This window comes from Bacillus sp. FMQ74, assembly GCF_001875785.1.
Taxonomy (GTDB): domain Bacteria; phylum Bacillota; class Bacilli; order Bacillales; family Bacillaceae; genus Bacillus; species Bacillus stercoris.
The window spans coordinates 62,299-80,909 of the sequence record NZ_MOEO01000010.1; the positions used below are offsets into that span (position 1 = coordinate 62,299).

Genomic DNA, 18,611 nt, shown 5'->3' on the forward strand with positions numbered 1-18,611 from the left:
CCTCTTTATGGTGTCTCATTGTAAAAAACAAATATGAAAAACTTATGAATTAACCATAAATATTCAAAGAAAAAAGCGGAGATATCTTCCCCGCTTTTTATGCTGAATTTCTTTGTTTTTCTGACTGAAAAATGTATCGATCTCGTCCGGCTCCCTGTCCGGCTGCTCCCATTACGATCAAGGCAGCAATGAGAAGCACAATCGGCATCGTCCATGAATGCGTCTGGTCAAAGAGATAGCCGACAAAGATTGGCCCGACTGCTGCCAGCAGGTAGCCGAATGACTGAGACATGCCTGACAGCGCAGCGGCCTGCTGGGCATTTTCACTGCGGAGACCAATCAAAGTGAGCGCCAGACTAATGCTGGAGCCTTGCCCGATACCGATAATGATCATCCAGATGGCAAGCAATGTATGGCTGCCGCCCGCTAATAATCCGCAGAGGCCGATCAGATAAACTGAGGCCAGCGCCGCAACGATACCGCGTTGCTGTTTCACACGGTCAGCTAAAACTGGTGTCAGAAAAGTGGAAGGCAGACTCGCAAATTGCATGAGTGATACCATCCATCCGGCTGTTGCCGTATCAATCCCGTGTGAACGGAGTATTTCAGGAAACCAAGCGATGCTGCTGTAAAATAAAAACGATTGCAGGCCCATAAAAATGGTGACATACCATGCCATTTTGGAAGCCCATATGGAACTGGATTGCAGCTTCATTGTCTGGTTTGACGTATCTCGATGGCGCAGCTGAGGTATCCAGATCAGCAATGCAAGTAAAGCCAGCCCGCCCCATAGAAGAAAGGCCTGTTTCCATCCGCCATCCATCTGGGCCGCTAAAGGAACGCTGACACCCGATGCTAAAGCAGCGAATATATTCATTGATGTCGTGTACAGGCTGATCATGATCCCTGGCTTTTCAGGGTATTTATGTTTGATTAAGCTTGGCAAAAGTACGTTTCCAATCGCAATCCCGACTCCGATAAGTGCCGTTCCGAAAAACAAAGCGGCAGTATAGCCGACAGAACGAGTCAAAACACCGATAAGCAGTATCACGAGACCCAGCCATAAAGTTCGCTCATTTCCGAGGCGCTGTCCAAGCTTAGGCGCAAGCGGAGAAAGAACTGCGAACGAAAGCAGCGGCAGTGCGGTCAAAAAACCGGCTGCCCCATTGGACATGTGCAGCTCTGCCCGGATAGAGCTGATGACCGGACCGACTGAAGTGATCGCGGGCCGTAAGTTAAAGGCGATAAAGATAATGCCGGCGATCAGCCAAAATGATTGGATTTTTTTATTATGTGGATGTGGCAAAGCAGTTACTCCTCTTTTCTAACATATACATGATATTATCCCGAAACAGGTAAGCAAGTATGTGAATGAAGGCTATGATTTGTCCTCTTTTTGCAATTCAGCCATTTTGGCCAGCAGAATATGCTGAGGCATATGCATGATCTGTTCAAGCGGCAGATTCAAGGACTCTGCAAGCTTTTGTGCAGTTTCAGCAGAAATTTGCAAAGGTCTCACAAAAGATCCCTCCTCTCTTCTGTCCATTGTACAAGAATCAGATGTGAAATGTAAGAAGATGTAACAAAGGAATAGAGCAATCGAAAAATGCCCGTTATAAATGAGGTAAGGAGGGGTCTTATGCACGCGCCGTTGTCCTTATTAAGACAAATGCTGAAGGAATACCAAATAGACACTGAAAAAGTTTTCACTTTCGAAGAATACTTAGCAGTGAGGCTAAAGCTTCAGGAGCTGATGGGGAAATTTGCTTCGCTCGAGGAGTGGGATCTGTATCAAAAAGCGGCAGATTTAATGATGCACATAGGCGTCCAATGGATGAAATAAACCGACAACCGCTAAAAAACCCTCGCTGCAGCGAAGGCTTTCATTCACTAAAATGAGAGTTCTTCTTCCACATTTTTAAACTGGTCATAAATCACAAGCTTTGCCGGACTGTTTTCCTTAGCCACCTGTTTGGCCTTTTCAATAGCGGCGTCTTTAGACGTATACAAAGCTGTCGGTGCCACATTCTCCACCTCAATAAACCAGCCGTCCGCATCAACATTAGGTGTAATCGCATATTTCTTTATCATCTTTCATTCCTCCCTCATGTTTTATTGCATTTTTCCCGCCTTGTTACTGTCCGAAACGATCCAATCTGCTAACTGAAAAAAACAGGAAACAGACAATTTTTCTATTTTTTTTCTGTAGAAATGGTAGAATGGAGGTTGGAGATTTTTTAATGAGAGGACGGTGCTTAGCATGACAGACCTTCTGAATGATCGGCTTCCTCCGCAAAATATAGAAGCCGAACAAGCCGTGTTAGGCGCTATTTTTTTACAGCCGTCTGCTTTAACACTGGCTTCAGAAGTATTGATTCCAGATGATTTTTATAGAATGTCCCACCAAAAAATCTATAATGCGATGCTGGTGCTCGGTGACCGAGGTGAGCCGGTTGATCTGGTGACGGTAACTTCAGAGCTTGCGAACACAGACCTGCTGGAAGAAGTAGGCGGCATTTCATATCTGACAGATATCGCAAACTCGGTGCCGACAGCGGCTAACATAGAATATTACGCGAAAATCGTTGAGGAAAAATCGATTCTTCGGCGATTAATCAGAACCGCGACAACGATTGCTCAAGACGGGTATACCCGTGAAGATGAGGTCGAGGATTTACTCAGTGAAGCGGAAAAAACGATTATGGAAGTGGCACAGCGCAAAAACACGAGTGCCTTCCAAAATATTAAGGACGTCCTTGTCCAAACCTATGATAATATCGAACAGCTTCACAATCGAAAAGGTGATATCACAGGGATTCCAACAGGTTTTACGGAGCTTGACCGGATGACTGCAGGTTTCCAACGCAACGACTTGATCATTGTGGCTGCCCGTCCGTCAGTGGGGAAAACAGCCTTTGCTTTGAACATCGCACAAAATGTGGCAACAAAGACCGATGAGAGCGTAGCGATTTTCAGTCTTGAGATGGGTGCAGAGCAGCTCGTTATGCGTATGCTCTGTGCCGAGGGAAATATCAATGCCCAGAATCTCCGGACAGGCAACCTGACTGAAGAGGATTGGGGCAAGCTGACGATGGCAATGGGAAGCCTGTCGAACAGCGGGATTTACATCGATGATACACCGGGTATTCGGGTAAGTGAAATCCGCGCCAAGTGCCGCCGCTTGAAGCAGGAAAGCGGGCTGGGCATGATTTTGATCGATTACCTGCAATTGATTCAGGGAAGCGGCCGTTCAAAGGACAACCGTCAGCAGGAAGTATCAGAAATTTCCCGTGAACTGAAGTCGATTGCCAGGGAGCTGCAAGTCCCTGTTATCGCGCTTTCTCAGCTTTCCCGGGGTGTTGAGCAGCGTCAGGATAAACGTCCGATGATGTCTGATATCCGGGAATCAGGAAGTATCGAGCAGGACGCGGATATTGTCGCGTTCCTTTATCGTGATGACTACTATGACAAAGAAACCGAGAATAAAAATATTATCGAAATCATTATCGCTAAACAGCGTAACGGCCCGGTAGGAACCGTGTCTCTTGCGTTCGTAAAAGAATACAACAAATTCGTCAACCTGGAACGGCGTTTTGATGACGCAGGTGTTCCGCCCGGCGCATAAGCCCCAAGAGCTGCTCTTGGGGTTTTTTCATTCGAAAGGTGGAAGAAATACCGTCCGCTCAGCGGATGAAAATTTGAAAGCGTTTTAATAAAATGGTGCAAAAAGGAGATGGTATCAATATGGGAAACCGTTTTTCATCTTTTCACGCAGCACAAATCCGAATTGCGCGTCCTACAGGCCAGCTTGATGAGATTGTTCGTTTTTACGAAGAGGGACTGGGCTTGAAACGAATAGGAGAATTTTCACAGCATAACGGGTATGACGGTGTCATGTTCGGCCTTCCTCATGCCGATTATCATTTGGAATTCACCCAGTATGAAGAGGAAAGCACTGCTCCCGTTCCCCATCCCGACAGCCTCCTTGTTTTTTATGTGCCGCATGCAGATGAACTGGCAGCGATCAGTTCAAAGCTAAAACACATGGGCTATCGAGAGGTTGAATCAGAGAACCCATACTGGAGCAATGGGGGCGTGACGATAGAGGACCCGGACGGCTGGCGGGTCGTTTTTATGAATTCAAAAGGAATATCGGACAAGTAATTCTTTTTTATGCTAAAGGATGAAAGTTTCACAAGCTTTTTAAAACAAAGCAGTGAGAAAACGCTTATAAAACGAATGAAAGCGAACGAATATAGATTTACAATAATTTAATGTTCGGATTTACAATTGACTTTCTGTTTCTTCACTGATAAACTTGATTTGTTTGAATAGAATCGTTTTGAAAGGTTAACGGAGGTGCACGGACATGTCTTCAGTAGTTGTAGTAGGTACGCAATGGGGCGATGAAGGAAAAGGTAAAATTACAGATTTCCTATCAGAAAATGCAGAAGTGATCGCCCGTTATCAAGGCGGAAATAACGCAGGGCATACAATCAAGTTTGACGGAATCACATATAAGCTTCACTTAATCCCGTCTGGAATTTTCTATAAGGATAAAACGTGTGTAATCGGAAACGGAATGGTTGTAGATCCGAAAGCATTAGTCACAGAGCTTGCGTATCTTCATGAGCGCAACGTGAGTACAGATAACCTGAGAATCAGCAACAGAGCTCACGTCATTCTGCCGTATCATTTGAAATTGGATGAAGTGGAAGAAGAGCGTAAAGGGGCTAACAAGATCGGCACAACGAAAAAAGGAATCGGCCCTGCTTACATGGATAAAGCAGCCCGCATCGGAATTCGCATCGCGGATCTGTTAGACCGTGACGCGTTTGCGGAAAAGCTTGAGCGCAATCTTGAAGAAAAAAACCGTCTTCTTGAGAAAATGTACGAGACAGAAGGGTTTAAAATTGAGGATATCTTAGACGAATATTATGAGTACGGCCAGCAGATCAAACAATACGTTTGCGATACATCTGTTGTCTTAAACGATGCTCTTGATGAAGGGCGCCGTGTATTATTTGAAGGCGCACAAGGGGTTATGCTTGATATCGACCAAGGAACATACCCGTTTGTTACATCATCTAACCCGGTTGCCGGCGGTGTCACGATCGGTTCTGGTGTCGGCCCGACCAAAATTCAGCACGTTGTCGGTGTATCAAAAGCATATACGACTCGTGTCGGCGACGGTCCTTTCCCGACTGAGCTGAAAGATGAAATCGGCGATCAAATCCGTGAAGTCGGACGCGAATATGGAACAACAACAGGCCGCCCGCGCCGTGTCGGCTGGTTTGACAGCGTCGTTGTCCGCCACGCCCGCCGTGTGAGCGGAATTACAGATCTTTCTTTGAACTCAATTGACGTCTTAACAGGAATTGAAACGTTGAAAATCTGTGTGGCGTACCGCTACAAAGGCGAAATCATTGAAGAATTCCCAGCAAGTCTTAAAGCACTTGCTGAATGTGAGCCGGTTTATGAAGAAATGCCGGGCTGGACTGAGGATATTACAGGTGCGAAGAGCTTGAGCGAGCTTCCGGAAAATGCGCGCCATTATCTAGAGCGTGTATCTCAGCTGACAGGCATTCCGCTTTCTATTTTCTCTGTCGGTCCAGACCGCTCACAAACAAATGTCCTTCGCAGTGTGTACCGTGCGAACTAAATAGAATATGCCTGCAAGCCCCTATATCAGGGGCTTGTTTTTTGTTTGAAAGCCGCATATAAGTTGGTCTGAGAAAAAAATATGAAAAAAAACCAAAAAAGTTATTGCCACTTCTATTTGTTCGTGATATTATAAATCTCGTTGTTACGGAAACTGCTTCAATAGAGTACAAGATAAAAACTAGATCTAAGTCGTTTGCTCTATAGAAATTCCGACATCTTTAAGAGCCATTAGCTCAGTTGGTAGAGCATCTGACTTTTAATCAGAGGGTCGAAGGTTCGAGTCCTTCATGGCTCACCATTTCGTGAAGGCCCGTTGGTCAAGCGGTTAAGACACCGCCCTTTCACGGCGGTAACACGGGTTCGAATCCCGTACGGGTCATTGATTTACTTTAGCGTTATTGCTAAATTCCTTATTTGTCTGTGAGAGCTGACACGACAGCTCTCCGGGCAATTACTGTAAGGTCCGGTAGTTCAGTTGGTTAGAATGCCTGCCTGTCACGCAGGAGGTCGCGGGTTCGAGTCCCGTCCGGACCGCCATTTTACTTTACTTAGTAGAGAAAAATAAAACATTTGGCTCGGTAGCTCAGTTGGTAGAGCAACGGACTGAAAATCCGTGTGTCGGCGGTTCGATTCCGTCCCGAGCCACTTACCAAACGCATCTGCAATCGTAGGTGCGTTTTTTCTTTTAGGAAAAAGGCGAACATGAGGAATGTTATAATAGAAGAAAAAGGGAGAACCGGCCCTGCGGCCGGTTCAAAGAAGAAGACGTCATTGATAAAGACGCACTCCGGTGAGGGGAGGTTTCAATAAAGTTATCTTTTTTAAAAAAAGTTGACCAGCATGACAAAAGATAAACAATGGATGGATAAAGGTGAAACTTGTGTTTTTTTTCTAAACCTTTATTTTTTTTATCTTTTGACCTTAAACCGTTATAATAGACAAGGACCCATTCTTTACATGGGCCTTAAGTGATGAAACGAATGTGATATAGATGAAATGAAGTCATTCGGCAGGAGGAAAATCAAAATGATGGATAAAAAGATCCTTGTAGTAGATGATGAAAAACCGATTGCAGATATATTGGAATTTAACTTAAGAAAAGAAGGCTATGAGGTGCACTGTGCCCACGACGGAAACGAAGCCGTTGAAATGGTAGAAGAGCTTCAGCCTGATTTAATTCTTTTAGATATTATGCTCCCTAATAAAGACGGCGTTGAAGTATGCCGTGAAGTCAGAAAGAAATACGATATGCCAATCATTATGCTGACGGCTAAGGATTCAGAAATTGACAAGGTGATCGGACTCGAAATCGGTGCTGATGACTATGTCACAAAACCATTCAGCACACGCGAGCTCTTGGCGCGTGTAAAAGCGAACCTGCGCCGCCAGCTGACAACAGCGCCTGCGGAGGAAGAGCCTTCCTCTAACGAGATTCATATCGGCTCTCTTGTCATCTTCCCTGACGCGTACGTTGTATCAAAACGAGATGAAACAATCGAATTGACTCATCGTGAGTTCGAATTGCTTCATTATTTAGCAAAACATATCGGACAAGTGATGACCCGTGAACATTTGCTTCAAACCGTTTGGGGCTATGATTACTTTGGCGATGTCAGAACGGTTGACGTAACAGTACGCCGGCTTCGTGAAAAAATCGAGGACAACCCGAGCCATCCAAATTGGATCGTCACACGCCGCGGTGTAGGTTATTACTTGAGAAACCCAGAACAGGACTAATGCCCATATGAATAAGGTTGGTTTTTTTCGGTCGATCCAATTTAAGATTACCTTGATTTATGTGCTTTTGATTATCATTGCCATGCAAATCATTGGTGTGTATTTTGTCAATCAGGTAGAGAAGTCGCTGATCAGCTCTTATGAACAATCGCTGAATCAGCGAATCGACAACCTTTCTTATTATATCGAACAAGAGTATAAGAGCGATAACGACAGTACCGTCATAAAGGATGACGTCAGCCGTATCTTGAATGACTTCACGAAAAGTGATGAGGTTCGGGAAATTAGTTTTGTAGATAAAAGCTATGAAGTGGTCGGTTCTTCAAAACCGTATGGTGAGGAAGTGGCAGGGAAACAAACGACCGATCTGATTTTTAAGAGGATTTTTTCTACCAAACAGTCGTATTTAAGAAAATATTATGACCCGAAAAGCAAAATCAGAGTTCTTATTTCCGCGAAGCCCGTTATGACTGAAAACCAAGAGGTTGTCGGCGCGATCTATGTTGTCGCGAGTATGGAAGATGTCTTTAATCAAATGAAGACAATCAATACGATACTAGCATCCGGCACCGGTTTGGCACTCGTTTTGACGGCTCTTCTCGGTATTTTTCTGGCAAGAACCATTACCCACCCGCTTTCAGATATGAGAAAGCAGGCGATGGAGCTTGCGAAAGGGAATTTCTCAAGGAAGGTTAAAAAGTACGGGCATGATGAAATTGGGCAGCTCGCCACTACGTTTAACCACTTAACGAGAGAACTAGAAGATGCCCAGGCGATGACTGAAGGGGAACGAAGAAAGCTAGCCTCTGTTATTGCCTATATGACAGACGGCGTTATCGCCACAAACCGAAACGGAGCGATTATTCTCTTAAACAGCCCGGCGCTGGAGCTGTTGAACGTTTCACGTGAAACAGCCTTAGAAATGCCGATTACGAGTTTGCTGGGGCTTCAAGAGAATTATACTTTTGAAGATTTAGTGGAGCAGCAGGATTCTATGCTGCTTGAAATTGAGCGCGATGATGAATTAACGGTGCTTCGCGTGAATTTCTCTGTGATTCAAAGGGAACACGGCAAAATTGATGGTTTAATCGCTGTCATTTACGATGTAACCGAACAAGAGAAAATGGATCAGGAACGCAGAGAATTCGTTGCGAATGTATCACATGAGCTGCGGACGCCGCTTACGACAATGCGCAGCTATTTAGAAGCGTTAGCTGAAGGCGCGTGGGAAAATAAAGACATTGCTCCGCGCTTCTTAATGGTGACGCAAAATGAAACAGAGCGTATGATCCGGCTTGTCAATGATCTGCTTCAGCTGTCGAAATTTGACAGTAAGGATTATCAATTTAACAGAGAATGGATTCAGATTGTCCGGTTTATGTCGCTTATTATTGACCGTTTTGAAATGACAAAAGAGCAGCATGTGGAGTTTATCCGCAATCTGCCGGACAGAAATCTGTACGTCGAGATTGACCAGGATAAAATTACGCAGGTGCTCGATAATATTATTTCTAACGCTTTAAAATATTCACCGGAAGGCGGACATGTCACGTTCTCGATTGATGTCAATGAAGAGGAAGAACTTCTCTATATCAGCGTGAAGGATGAAGGGATCGGCATTCCGAAAAAAGATGTCGAAAAAGTCTTTGACCGCTTCTACAGGGTGGATAAAGCGAGAACGAGAAAGCTTGGCGGCACCGGCCTGGGATTGGCGATTGCCAAGGAAATGGTACAGGCGCACGGCGGGGATATTTGGGCGGACAGCATAGAAGGGAAAGGCACGACGATTACATTTACTCTTCCATATAAAGAGGAACAAGAGGATGATTGGGATGAAGCGTGAAAATATAAAAACGATATTACTTACCGTACTCGTCGTCATCAGTCTTGTTTTTACATGGGGGATATGGACGTTCCAGCCAAACTTTTCTGAAGGCTCATCCTCAACAGAGTCTACTGTGCGTGAGAAACATAAAATCGAAAAAACGACCCAGAAGCTGTCTGAAACGGTAAGGCCGCGAGACATGTTTATCCATGATGACGGCGCTCATTACAAAGTGGATGACAATGCCCTCTATGAAGAAATCTGGTCTGACTTGCCGCATTGGGATGTAAAAGGAATTAAAGATATTTCGGATCAGTATGACAAGTCTGGATTCAAGAGCTGGTTTTATGGAATAGGCGGTTCTGAAGCCAAGCTTGACTTGCAATTCAGCGATACGATCCCGATTGATATTTTCCAAACGCTGTTTAAATGGTCTAATCAGTCGTTTGAATACAGTTCGTTTGATCATATTCTGATCCCGTTCAATGAAACAAAAGCGAACAAGAAAATCTATTTGGTGTCTTACAGCAAACAGCTCATTCTTGAAGTGACGGTTGAATCGGCAAACTACCGGAACATTATGAACGACTTGAAAAACAGGCAATCAAATATGCCGGCGTTCAGTTTGTTCTCCATTGGCTCAAAGAAAGAGTTCTTGCTGCCGAACAAACCGCTTACGATGGACAAAAAAGAATTTGTCACTGAATCGATTAAAACAAATACCTTTAAGCAGGCTTTGTTTAGCGATCCGAGCATTGTAAGGGAAGATTCGAACTACAACAACAGAAATGTGCTGACAGATGGGATCAGCCGTTTAGATGTGAATCTAAGCCAGCGCCAGGTGCAGTTCCAGCAGCGCAATTTGGTGCAGAGCACATCCTATCAAACAGGGGAATTAATCAAAAAGAGCCAAAAATACCTTGAGGATACCGGAAGCTGGACGGATCACTATCAATTTTTCAGTATCAATGACAGCCAGCAGCTGAGCTTCTATATCTTTATGGACCAGATCCCGGTTATTAACAGTACCGCCAAACCTTTCGGAGCGACATCGGCAATTACGGTGCAATGGGCGAATGATGACATTCTCAGTTATAAGCGGCCGAATTACAGTCTCGGAACGAATCCGATTAAAACAAGTGAAACAGAGCTGATGAGCGGCAGCGAAGTGAAGATGCTGCTTTCGAAACAAACCGCTTATGATACGGACAAAATTGATCAGATCTTCCTTGCTTATCAATTGGTATCCACATCAACCAACGATGATCCTCTCGTTGAACTGGAACCGATTTGGGCGATGAAAGTAAATGGAAAAATTGTGCCGATTACAAAGGACTTATTGAGGAAGGAGGAGGCTAACAGTGGAGTGGAATAAGACAAAATCAATCTTCATCGTTGCCTTCCTCATTTTAGATATTTTCTTAGGCTATCAGTTTTTTCAAAAATGGCAGGCTACCGGCAAAGAATATGAAGTCATTAAAAATGATGTCGAGCATGACATGAAGGCCGATCATATCACGTATGAAGGCTTGAATAAGGAAGCGACAGAAGGCTATCGGATCACGGCAAATCAAAAGTCTTTCTCCAAGGAGGAAATTGAGGCGCTGAAGGATCAAAAGCCTTTGATGGACATGCCTAGTGATGATCATAAAGTAACGAGCCTGAAAATGAAGTTTGCAAATCCAATCGCCCTATCTAAGAAGGATATCGAGGACGATGCCCAGGCACTTGTTTCTTCGAAGATTCAAGATGGCGAAAAATATAAGCTTTGGAAGGTTAATAAATCGAAGAAAGAAATTATTTTCTTCCAAACGTACGAAGGCCATTATATTTACCAAAAGACCGACAATCCCGCTAATATGATCGGGCAAGTGGTATTGCACTTAAACGGTAAAAACGAGGTTGTGTCATACGACCAGACTACGCTTGAGACCTTCAAGCAAATCCAGAAAGAAAGCTTAATTACTGAAATGGATGCGGTTGAGCTATTGTACTATCAAAATCAATTAAAAGAATACAGCACTGTGAAGAGCTGTAAATTCGGCTATGTAGCACAATATCCGCTGACAAGTACGCAGGTGCTGGCGCCGGTATGGAGAATTACAGTCGAGTACGATAAAAAAGTGAACGGTGAGAAAAAGACAGTACAAGAGTATTTTACTGTGAATGCTTTGGAGAGTACGATTTTAGATACAGATCAATGAAAATAATGGAGTGAGACAAACATGAGCTTGCAATTTAGCGTACTTGCGAGCGGGAGTACGGGAAATGCGTTTTACCTCGAAACAGAGGATCACGCATTTTTAGTGGACGCCGGTTTGAGCGGAAAAGCCATGGATGGGCTGATGGCGCAGATCGGGCGTAAGCTGGATGATGTAGACGGCATTTTTGTGACGCATGAGCATAGTGACCATATTAAGGGCCTTGGTGTGGTCGCCAGAAAGTACAAGCTTCCGATCTATGCGAATGAGAAGACTTGGAAAGCGATGGAGAATCAAATCGGGAAAATTGACACCGATCAAAAGTTTGTATTTCCGATGGAGACGGTGAAGTCGTTCGGCGGACTTGATGTTGAATCGTTTGGCGTCTCCCACGATGCGGCGGAACCGATGTTTTATGTGTTCCATTATAACGGCCGAAAACTCGCATTAATGACAGATACGGGATATGTCAGCGACCGGATGAAAGGCATTATCCGTTCAGCGAATGTGTTTGTGTTTGAAAGCAATCATGATGTCGGCATGCTGCAAATGGGAAGATACCCGTGGAGCATTAAGCGGCGGATTTTAAGTGACGTCGGGCACGTTTCAAATGAAGATGCTGCCCTGGCGATGACGGATGTCATTGGCGATGAGACGTCTCGTATTTACTTGGCGCACTTAAGCCAGGACAACAACATGAAGGAGCTGGCAAGAATGTCTGTACAGCAGACATTGGCTTCTAAAGGATTTGTGACGGGTGAGACATTTGACTTATACGACACTGATCCGAAGAAGGCCACTCCGCTTTGCGCTGTATAATTTTTCTATGTAAATCATGACTATTCTAGGAGTTTCTAACCCACAATATAACCATATTAACGTTCTTGGAAAGGATGGAATATGGTGGATTACGAACGTGAGGAAGAACATACTACTCCTGAACAGCCAAAGAGAAGCAAAAAAGGATATTTTCTTTCAAGTCTGATTGGCGTGATTGTCGGTGCCGTATTAATGGCGTTTATCATGCCGTACCTTTCAAATGAAGGGTTAGATACGGGCGCTTTAGAGCAGCAGCAGAACAACAATGGCCGGGAATCAATCAGGACGGTGAATGTCAGTGTCAACAATGCGGTCACCAAGATTGTCAGCAATGTGTCGCCCGCTGTTGTCGGTGTTGTGAACATCCAAAAATCAGATATTTGGGGAGAGAGCGGCGAGGCTGGGAGCGGCTCTGGCGTCATCTATAAGAAAAATGACCATTCCGCTTATGTCGTGACCAACCATCATGTCATCGAAGGCGCTTCCCAAATTGAAATCAGCTTGAAAGACGGCTCACGTGTATCAGCTGATCTTGTCGGCAGCGACCAGCTGATGGACCTTGCCGTTTTACGGGTGAAAAGCGATAAGATTAAAGCAGTCGCCGATTTCGGAAATTCAGATAAAGTGAAGTCTGGGGAGCCGGTTATTGCGATCGGGAACCCGTTAGGCCTTGAGTTTGCAGGCTCTGTCACACAAGGCGTCATCTCGGGTACGGAGAGGGCGATCCCAGTGGATTCAAACGGTGACGGACAGCCTGACTGGAATGCAGAAGTCCTGCAAACAGACGCGGCCATTAACCCTGGGAACAGCGGCGGTGCTTTGTTAAATATGGACGGGAAGGTCATTGGCATCAATTCAATGAAAATTGCCGAGTCGGCGGTTGAAGGGATTGGCCTGTCCATTCCGTCTAAGCTCGTGATCCCTGTGATAGAGGATTTAGAGAGATACGGAAAGGTCAAACGCCCGTTCCTTGGCATTGAGATGAAATCTCTAAGCGACATCGCAAGTTATCATTGGGATGAAACATTAAAGCTTCCTAAGAATATTACCAATGGAGCGGTAGTGATGGGTGTAGACGCCTTTTCACCTGCCGGAAAAGCGGGGCTGAAGGAACTGGATGTCATCACGGAATTTGACGGATACAAAGTAAATGATATTGTTGACCTGCGAAAACGGCTTTATCAGAAAAAAGTCGGTGATCGGGTGAAGGTGAAGTTTTACCGCGGCGGAAAAGAAAAATCTGTTCACATCAAGCTGTCGTCCGCAGACCAATTAGGAAGTTAATCAAAACAGTCTGGCATCGTTTGCCAGGCTGTTTTGATATGCAAAAAACCGAACGAGGGTCACGCCCATTCAGTTGAAAAAGGATATCGAATATAAAGAAAAATACAAGATGGATGTTACACGTGAAACAGCAGCAAATGGCTGTTAACTGCAAATACCTCCATTCTCAGCATTCACATTAATGGTTTGTTCCGTGTGGTTGCTGGCTGTGATAGTAATGATGTATACATAGATGCCCTTTTCTTTCTTCAATGCAGAAGATGTGACGGTTTTTAGTGTTTGACAGGGATAAGATGAAACAGGTCATTTTGAATTTGGTTTATAACGCGGTGCAGTATACAAATGAGAAAACCGATGCCATTACCATCTCACTGCAAAAAGGCCGTGATAGCGTTATGCTGATGATAGCGGACAACGGCACAGGCATCGCGCCGGAGCATTTGCCGCGTTTATTTGACCGGTTTTACAGGGCAGACCCATCCCGCCCCCGGAAATATGGAGGTTCGGGATTGGGCCTTGTCATAACGAAATCGATTATCGACAGCCACAATGGGACAATTGACGTGAAAAGTGAAATCGGAAGAGGCACTGTTTTTCTGATCAGGCTTCCTGCACCAGCTTATTCGTCAGATGAGTGAGAAAATTTCTTCAGCCGATATTGAAGGCTTTGTCGGCTGATGCCAAGCTCCTGAGCAGCCTTCGAGATGTTATGGCCGTGTTTTCTTAACACGTTCTCTATCACATATTTTTCGAAGCTTTCCATTTTTTCTTTTAAGTCCGCGGCCGGCTGGTGTCTTGGTGTTTCCGGCTCTGGGATGTCAGCCGGCTTGATTTTCATGCGGTATTGATAGGGCAGATGGGAAGCCGTAATCGTTTGCTCGTCCGTCATAAAATTCATTGCGCCTTCAATCATATGCTCAAGCTCGCGGATATTTCCCGGCCAGTCATAAGAAAGGAAAAATTGCTTCACGTCTTCGCTGATGTGTTCGACATTCATTTGGAACAGATGGTTGTTTTTCTGGATGAATTCCGATGCGAGAAGCAAAATGTCTTCTTTTCGTTCCCGAAGCGGCGGGATGATCAGTGTGACGACACTCAGCCTGTAATACAAGTCCTTCCGCATTCGTTCGCCTGCAATTGCATCAATTGGGTCTTCATTCATCGTGGCAATAATTCGTACGTCAATCGGTGTATCCTTTGTCGAACCGATGCGCCTGATTTTCCGTTCTTGAAGGGCGCGCAGCAGCTTCGCCTGAAGGCTGAGATTCAGCGAGTTGATTTCATCTAACAGCAGCGTTCCGCCATGGGCTTGTTCAAACAGGCCGGGCTGGTCGACAGCGCCGGTAAACGCGCCTTTTTTTGTCCCAAACAAAATGCTTTCCACAAGGCTGTCTGGCAGCGCCGCACAGTTTTGCGAAATAAACGGGCCGCCAGAACGATCGCTTCCATTATGGATACTTTGAGCGAACAGTTCTTTTCCCGTGCCGGTTTCGCCTGCGAGAAGGACAGATGATGACGTACGGGTTGCCCGCTTGGCGTTTTCGATGACGTCTCGAATGGCCGGACTGGTGCCGAGAATACTGTCAAACGTATAGGTGGTGCTGCCTTTTTTGTTCATATTCTCTCTGATCAGCCGTTCAAGCTTTGTCACATCCTTGGCAATTTCAACTGCGCCCCTGATTTTGCCGTCTTGGACGATGGGATAGGTATGATTGATCGTCGTGATTTCCTGGCCCTTATTATTGAAGTAGCTCTGCTTCACATTTTTAATCGTCTTGCCTTCCTGAAGGGCTTGGACGAGCGTGCTGTCCTGCTGCTTTGAAAACATAAACACATCCATCAGGTTTTTATTCAGGACGTCATGCTTCTCCATATCTTCAATCTGCATCATTTTATTGTTATAAACGATTGTGTTTCCATGCTCGTCTACCACGTGCAGGCCAACATCGATTTCATCTAAAATGCTCTGAAAAACCAATGTGAGGAATTCGCTGTCTTTGACCACTGTATGAACCTCCCTCAATTATTTTCTTAATATTGCTTCTATTTTATAAAAAAATAGAGAGGATATGCAAAAGAATTTTGCACTTGCTGAAATTTTTGCTCGAAATATCAGAATGTTTTTGCACCTTGTCCTCGAAAATTGTAGAAAACACACGAATTCTTGATTTGGCACAGAACTTGCATTTATATAAAGGGAAAGCAGGATAACATGTTGAAACAGAAAACAAGGGGGAATTCAAATATGCCAGCTTTATCTAAATCCAAAGAAATTATTGATCAGACGTCTCATTATGGAGCCAACAATTATCATCCGCTCCCGATTGTCATTTCTGAAGCGCTGGGTGCTTGGGTAAAGGACCCGGAAGGCAATGAATATATGGATATGCTGAGTGCTTATTCTGCGGTAAACCAGGGTCATAGACACCCGAAAATTATTCAGGCATTGAAGGATCAGGCTGATAAAATCACCCTCACATCACGCGCATTTCACAACGATCAGCTTGGGCCATTTTATGAAAAAACAGCTAAGCTGACAGGCAAAGAGATGATTCTGCCGATGAATACAGGAGCCGAAGCGGTTGAATCTGCGGTAAAAGCGGCGAGACGCTGGGCGTATGAAGTGAAAGGCGTTGCCGACAATCAAGCGGAAATTATCGCATGTGTCGGGAACTTCCACGGCCGCACGATGCTGGCGGTATCCCTTTCTTCTGAAGAGGAATATAAACGAGGATTTGGCCCGATGCTTCCGGGAATCAAACTCATTCCTTACGGCGATGTGGAAGCGCTTCGACAGGCCATTACGCCGAATACAGCGGCATTCTTGTTTGAACCGATTCAAGGCGAAGCGGGCATTGTGATTCCGCCTGAAGGATTTTTACAGGAAGCGGCGGCGATTTGTAAGGAAGAGAATGTCTTGTTTATTGCGGATGAAATTCAAACGGGTCTCGGACGTACAGGCAAGACGTTTGCCTGTGACTGGGATGGCATTGTTCCGGATATGTATATCTTGGGCAAAGCGCTTGGCGGCGGTGTGTTCCCGATTTCATGCATTGCGGCGGACCGCGAGATCTTAGGCGTGTTTAACCCGGGATCACACGGCTCCACATTTGGCGGAAACCCGCTTGCATGTGCAGTGTCTATCGCTTCATTAGAAGTGCTGGAGGATGAAAAACTGGCGGATCGTTCTCTTGAGCTTGGCGAATACTTTAAGAGTGAGCTTGAGAGCATTGACAGCCCGGTCATTAAAGAAGTCCGCGGAAGAGGGCTGTTTATCGGTGTGGAATTGACGGAAGCGGCACGTCCTTATTGTGAGCGCTTGAAGGAAGAAGGGCTTTTATGCAAGGAAACGCATGATACTGTTATTCGTTTTGCGCCGCCATTAATCATTTCCAAAAAGGATTTGGATTGGGCGATAGAGAAAATCAAGCACGTGCTGCAAAACGCATAAACCCGCACCATGAAGGGATATTCACTTCGTTTGTATAAATTTACAACAGAAAAATCAGCACTCCCTATTTGCTCAGCTACAGTATTTTAGTATAATGTATCTTTATGAGAAGAAGTGAATTTTATATTAAATAGATAGAGACTCTTTGGACAGCAAACTGGGATAGCACCATGCAGATGTTCCAGCTTAGATCCAATACAAGTTGCTGAAGGGGTGCAGAATGTGAATACAAACCAAGATAACGGAAATCAGCTCCAGCGGACAATGAAATCACGCCACTTGTTCATGATTTCATTGGGCGGAGTGATCGGAACCGGTTTCTTCCTTGGAACCGGGTTTACCATTAACCAAGCGGGACCGCTCGGCGCGGTTCTGTCCTATTTAGTGGGCGGCTTTATCATGTTTTTGACCATGCTCTGCTTAGGAGAGCTGGCGGTCGCCTTTCCTGTGTCGGGGTCCTTCCAGACCTACGCGACAAAATTTATCAGCCCGGCCTTCGGGTTTGCGTTCGGCTGGCTGTACTGGCTCGGCTGGGCGGTTACATGCGCCATTGAATTCTTATCAGCGGGGCAGCTGATGCAGCGCTGGTTTCCGCATATAGACGTGTGGATTTGGTGTCTGGTCTTTGCGGCACTGATGTTTATTCTAAATGCAATCACCACAAAAGCCTTTGCGGAATCTGAATTCTGGTTCTCAGGCATTAAAATTTTGATTATCCTTTTATTTATTATTCTCGGCGGAGCTGCCATGTTTGGCCTGATTGATCTGAAGGGCGGAGAGCAGGCGCCGTTTTTGACACATTTTTATGAAGATGGGTTATTTCCGAACGGCATAAAGGCAATGCTGATTACGATGATTACTGTGAACTTTGCGTTTCAGGGGACTGAGCTGATCGGAGTTGCAGCCGGAGAAAGTGAAGACCCTGAAAAAACGATTCCACGGTCGATCAAACAGACAGTATGGAGAACGCTTGTGTTCTTTGTTCTTTCTATCGTTGTCATTGCCGGCATGATTCCATGGAAACAGGCTGGAGTCGTGGAAAGTCCGTTTGTTGCCGTATTTGAGCAAATTGGAATTCCATATGCTGCTGATATTATGAACTTTGTTATTTTAATCGCGCTGTTATCTGTTGCGAATTCAGGTTTATACGCATCAACACGTATCCTGTACGCGATGGCGAATGAAGGACAGGCCTTTAAAGCGCTCGGCAAAACAAATCAGCGCGGTGTGCCGATGTACGCGTTAATCGTAACGATGGCTGTGGCCTGCCTATCACTTCTGACAAAGTTTGCGCAGGCTGAAACCGTATATATGGTGCTGTTATCATTGGCGGGCATGAGCGCGCAGGTCGGCTGGATTACGATTTCGCTTTCCCAAATCATGTTCAGACGCAAATATATCCGCGAAGGCGGCAAGACAGAAGATCTGAAATTCAAAACACCGCTGTATCCGGTGCTTCCGCTGATCGGCCTGACGTTAAATACGGTCGTGCTTATCAGCCTCGCATTTGATCCGGAGCAGCGTATCGCGCTGTATTGCGGCGTACCGTTTATGATCATTTGCTACATTATTTATCATGTCGTCATTAAAAAACGCCAGCAGGCAAATCGTCAGCTAGAGCTTTAAAAAC

16 protein-coding genes, 4 tRNA genes and 2 pseudogenes are annotated in these 18,611 nt (G+C 45.2%); 18 read left to right on the plus strand and 4 right to left on the minus strand.

Annotated features, from left to right (window positions below; all coding sequences use genetic code 11):
- Positions 1 to 97: 97 nt before the first annotated feature.
- Positions 98 to 1,306, minus strand: a complete 1,209-nt coding sequence (locus BLL41_RS17740) for a CynX/NimT family MFS transporter (protein ID WP_071578861.1) — start codon at positions 1,304 to 1,306, stop codon at positions 98 to 100.
- 72 nt (positions 1,307 to 1,378) lie between these two features.
- Entirely contained in the window at positions 1,379 to 1,519 is a 141-nt protein-coding gene (locus BLL41_RS17745; protein WP_003242786.1) for a YycC family protein, read from the minus strand.
- 120 nt (positions 1,520 to 1,639) lie between these two features.
- On the opposite strand from BLL41_RS17745, the gene BLL41_RS17750 reads away from it, so the two are divergent.
- Positions 1,640 to 1,843, plus strand: a complete 204-nt coding sequence (locus BLL41_RS17750) for a hypothetical protein (RefSeq protein ID WP_071578862.1) — start codon at positions 1,640 to 1,642, stop codon at positions 1,841 to 1,843.
- A gap of 47 nt (positions 1,844 to 1,890) precedes the next feature.
- Here the strand turns inward: BLL41_RS17750 and BLL41_RS17755 are convergent, their stop codons facing one another.
- A complete protein-coding gene (locus BLL41_RS17755) occupies positions 1,891 to 2,091 on the minus strand; it encodes a DUF2188 domain-containing protein (RefSeq protein ID WP_014666095.1) in 201 nt (66 codons plus the stop codon).
- Positions 2,092 to 2,260: 169 nt separating this feature from the next.
- Between BLL41_RS17755 and dnaB the strand changes: the two genes are divergently transcribed.
- From dnaB to BLL41_RS17840, 15 genes and pseudogenes are all read left to right on the plus strand, one after another.
- Positions 2,261 to 3,625, plus strand: coding sequence for a replicative DNA helicase (dnaB, locus tag BLL41_RS17765; RefSeq protein WP_003226923.1), 1,365 nt, complete (start codon positions 2,261 to 2,263; stop codon positions 3,623 to 3,625).
- Positions 3,626 to 3,744: 119 nt separating this feature from the next.
- On the plus strand, positions 3,745 to 4,164 hold the full coding sequence (locus BLL41_RS17770; protein WP_071578863.1) for a VOC family protein: 420 nt from the start codon (positions 3,745 to 3,747) through the stop codon (positions 4,162 to 4,164).
- Between the two features lie 205 nt (positions 4,165 to 4,369).
- A complete protein-coding gene (purA, locus tag BLL41_RS17775) occupies positions 4,370 to 5,662 on the plus strand; it encodes an adenylosuccinate synthase (protein WP_014666093.1) in 1,293 nt (430 codons plus the stop codon).
- A 224-nt stretch (positions 5,663 to 5,886) separates the two neighbouring features.
- A tRNA-Lys gene (locus BLL41_RS17780) sits at positions 5,887 to 5,962 on the plus strand.
- Between the two features lie 9 nt (positions 5,963 to 5,971).
- Positions 5,972 to 6,043, plus strand: a tRNA-Glu gene (locus tag BLL41_RS17785).
- 81 nt (positions 6,044 to 6,124) lie between these two features.
- Positions 6,125 to 6,201: transfer RNA gene (locus BLL41_RS17790), tRNA-Asp, on the plus strand.
- A 35-nt stretch (positions 6,202 to 6,236) separates the two neighbouring features.
- Positions 6,237 to 6,309, plus strand: a tRNA-Phe gene (locus BLL41_RS17795).
- A 384-nt stretch (positions 6,310 to 6,693) separates the two neighbouring features.
- Positions 6,694 to 7,401: a cell wall metabolism DNA-binding response regulator WalR gene (gene walR / locus BLL41_RS17800; protein WP_003244363.1), complete on the plus strand. Its 708-nt coding sequence runs from the start codon at positions 6,694 to 6,696 to the stop codon at positions 7,399 to 7,401.
- Positions 7,402 to 7,408: 7 nt separating this feature from the next.
- Complete coding sequence (gene walK / locus BLL41_RS17805; protein WP_071578864.1) at positions 7,409 to 9,244, plus strand: cell wall metabolism sensor histidine kinase WalK; 1,836 nt, start codon at positions 7,409 to 7,411, stop codon at positions 9,242 to 9,244.
- Positions 9,234 to 10,601 carry a WalRK two-component regulatory system regulator WalH gene (gene walH / locus BLL41_RS17810; protein ID WP_071578879.1) on the plus strand — a complete coding sequence of 456 codons (1,368 nt, stop codon included), beginning with the start codon at positions 9,234 to 9,236 and terminating at the stop codon, positions 10,599 to 10,601. The genes walK and walH overlap by 11 nt, the downstream gene beginning before the upstream one ends.
- Positions 10,588 to 11,430, plus strand: coding sequence for a WalRK two-component regulatory system regulator WalI (gene walI / locus BLL41_RS17815; RefSeq protein ID WP_071578865.1), 843 nt, complete (start codon positions 10,588 to 10,590; stop codon positions 11,428 to 11,430). The genes walH and walI overlap by 14 nt, the downstream gene beginning before the upstream one ends.
- Positions 11,431 to 11,451: 21 nt before the next feature.
- The gene (locus BLL41_RS17820) at positions 11,452 to 12,246 is read left to right on the plus strand and encodes an MBL fold metallo-hydrolase (RefSeq protein WP_003226939.1); all 795 of its coding nucleotides are present in this window, start codon (positions 11,452 to 11,454) and stop codon (positions 12,244 to 12,246) included.
- An 81-nt stretch (positions 12,247 to 12,327) separates the two neighbouring features.
- Complete coding sequence (gene htrC, locus BLL41_RS17825; protein ID WP_071578866.1) at positions 12,328 to 13,530, plus strand: serine protease HtrC; 1,203 nt, start codon at positions 12,328 to 12,330, stop codon at positions 13,528 to 13,530.
- Positions 13,531 to 13,550: 20 nt separating this feature from the next.
- Positions 13,551 to 13,678 (plus strand): annotated as a pseudogene (locus tag BLL41_RS22695) (hypothetical protein).
- A 127-nt stretch (positions 13,679 to 13,805) separates the two neighbouring features.
- Positions 13,806 to 14,168 (plus strand): annotated as a pseudogene (locus BLL41_RS17840) (sensor histidine kinase); the annotation flags it as partial.
- Here BLL41_RS17840 and rocR read toward each other — a convergent pair.
- A complete protein-coding gene (gene rocR / locus BLL41_RS17845) occupies positions 14,150 to 15,535 on the minus strand; it encodes an arginine utilization regulatory protein RocR (RefSeq protein ID WP_071578867.1) in 1,386 nt (461 codons plus the stop codon). The pseudogene BLL41_RS17840 and the gene rocR overlap by 19 nt on opposite strands.
- A 240-nt stretch (positions 15,536 to 15,775) precedes the next feature.
- On the opposite strand from rocR, the gene rocD reads away from it, so the two are divergent.
- Both rocD and BLL41_RS17855 read left to right on the plus strand, forming a co-directional pair.
- The gene (gene rocD, locus BLL41_RS17850; protein WP_069838313.1) at positions 15,776 to 16,981 is read left to right on the plus strand and encodes an ornithine aminotransferase; all 1,206 of its coding nucleotides are present in this window, start codon (positions 15,776 to 15,778) and stop codon (positions 16,979 to 16,981) included.
- A 222-nt stretch (positions 16,982 to 17,203) separates the two neighbouring features.
- Positions 17,204 to 18,607, plus strand: coding sequence for an amino acid permease (locus tag BLL41_RS17855; RefSeq protein ID WP_071578868.1), 1,404 nt, complete (start codon positions 17,204 to 17,206; stop codon positions 18,605 to 18,607).
- Positions 18,608 to 18,611: the final 4 nt, after the last annotated feature.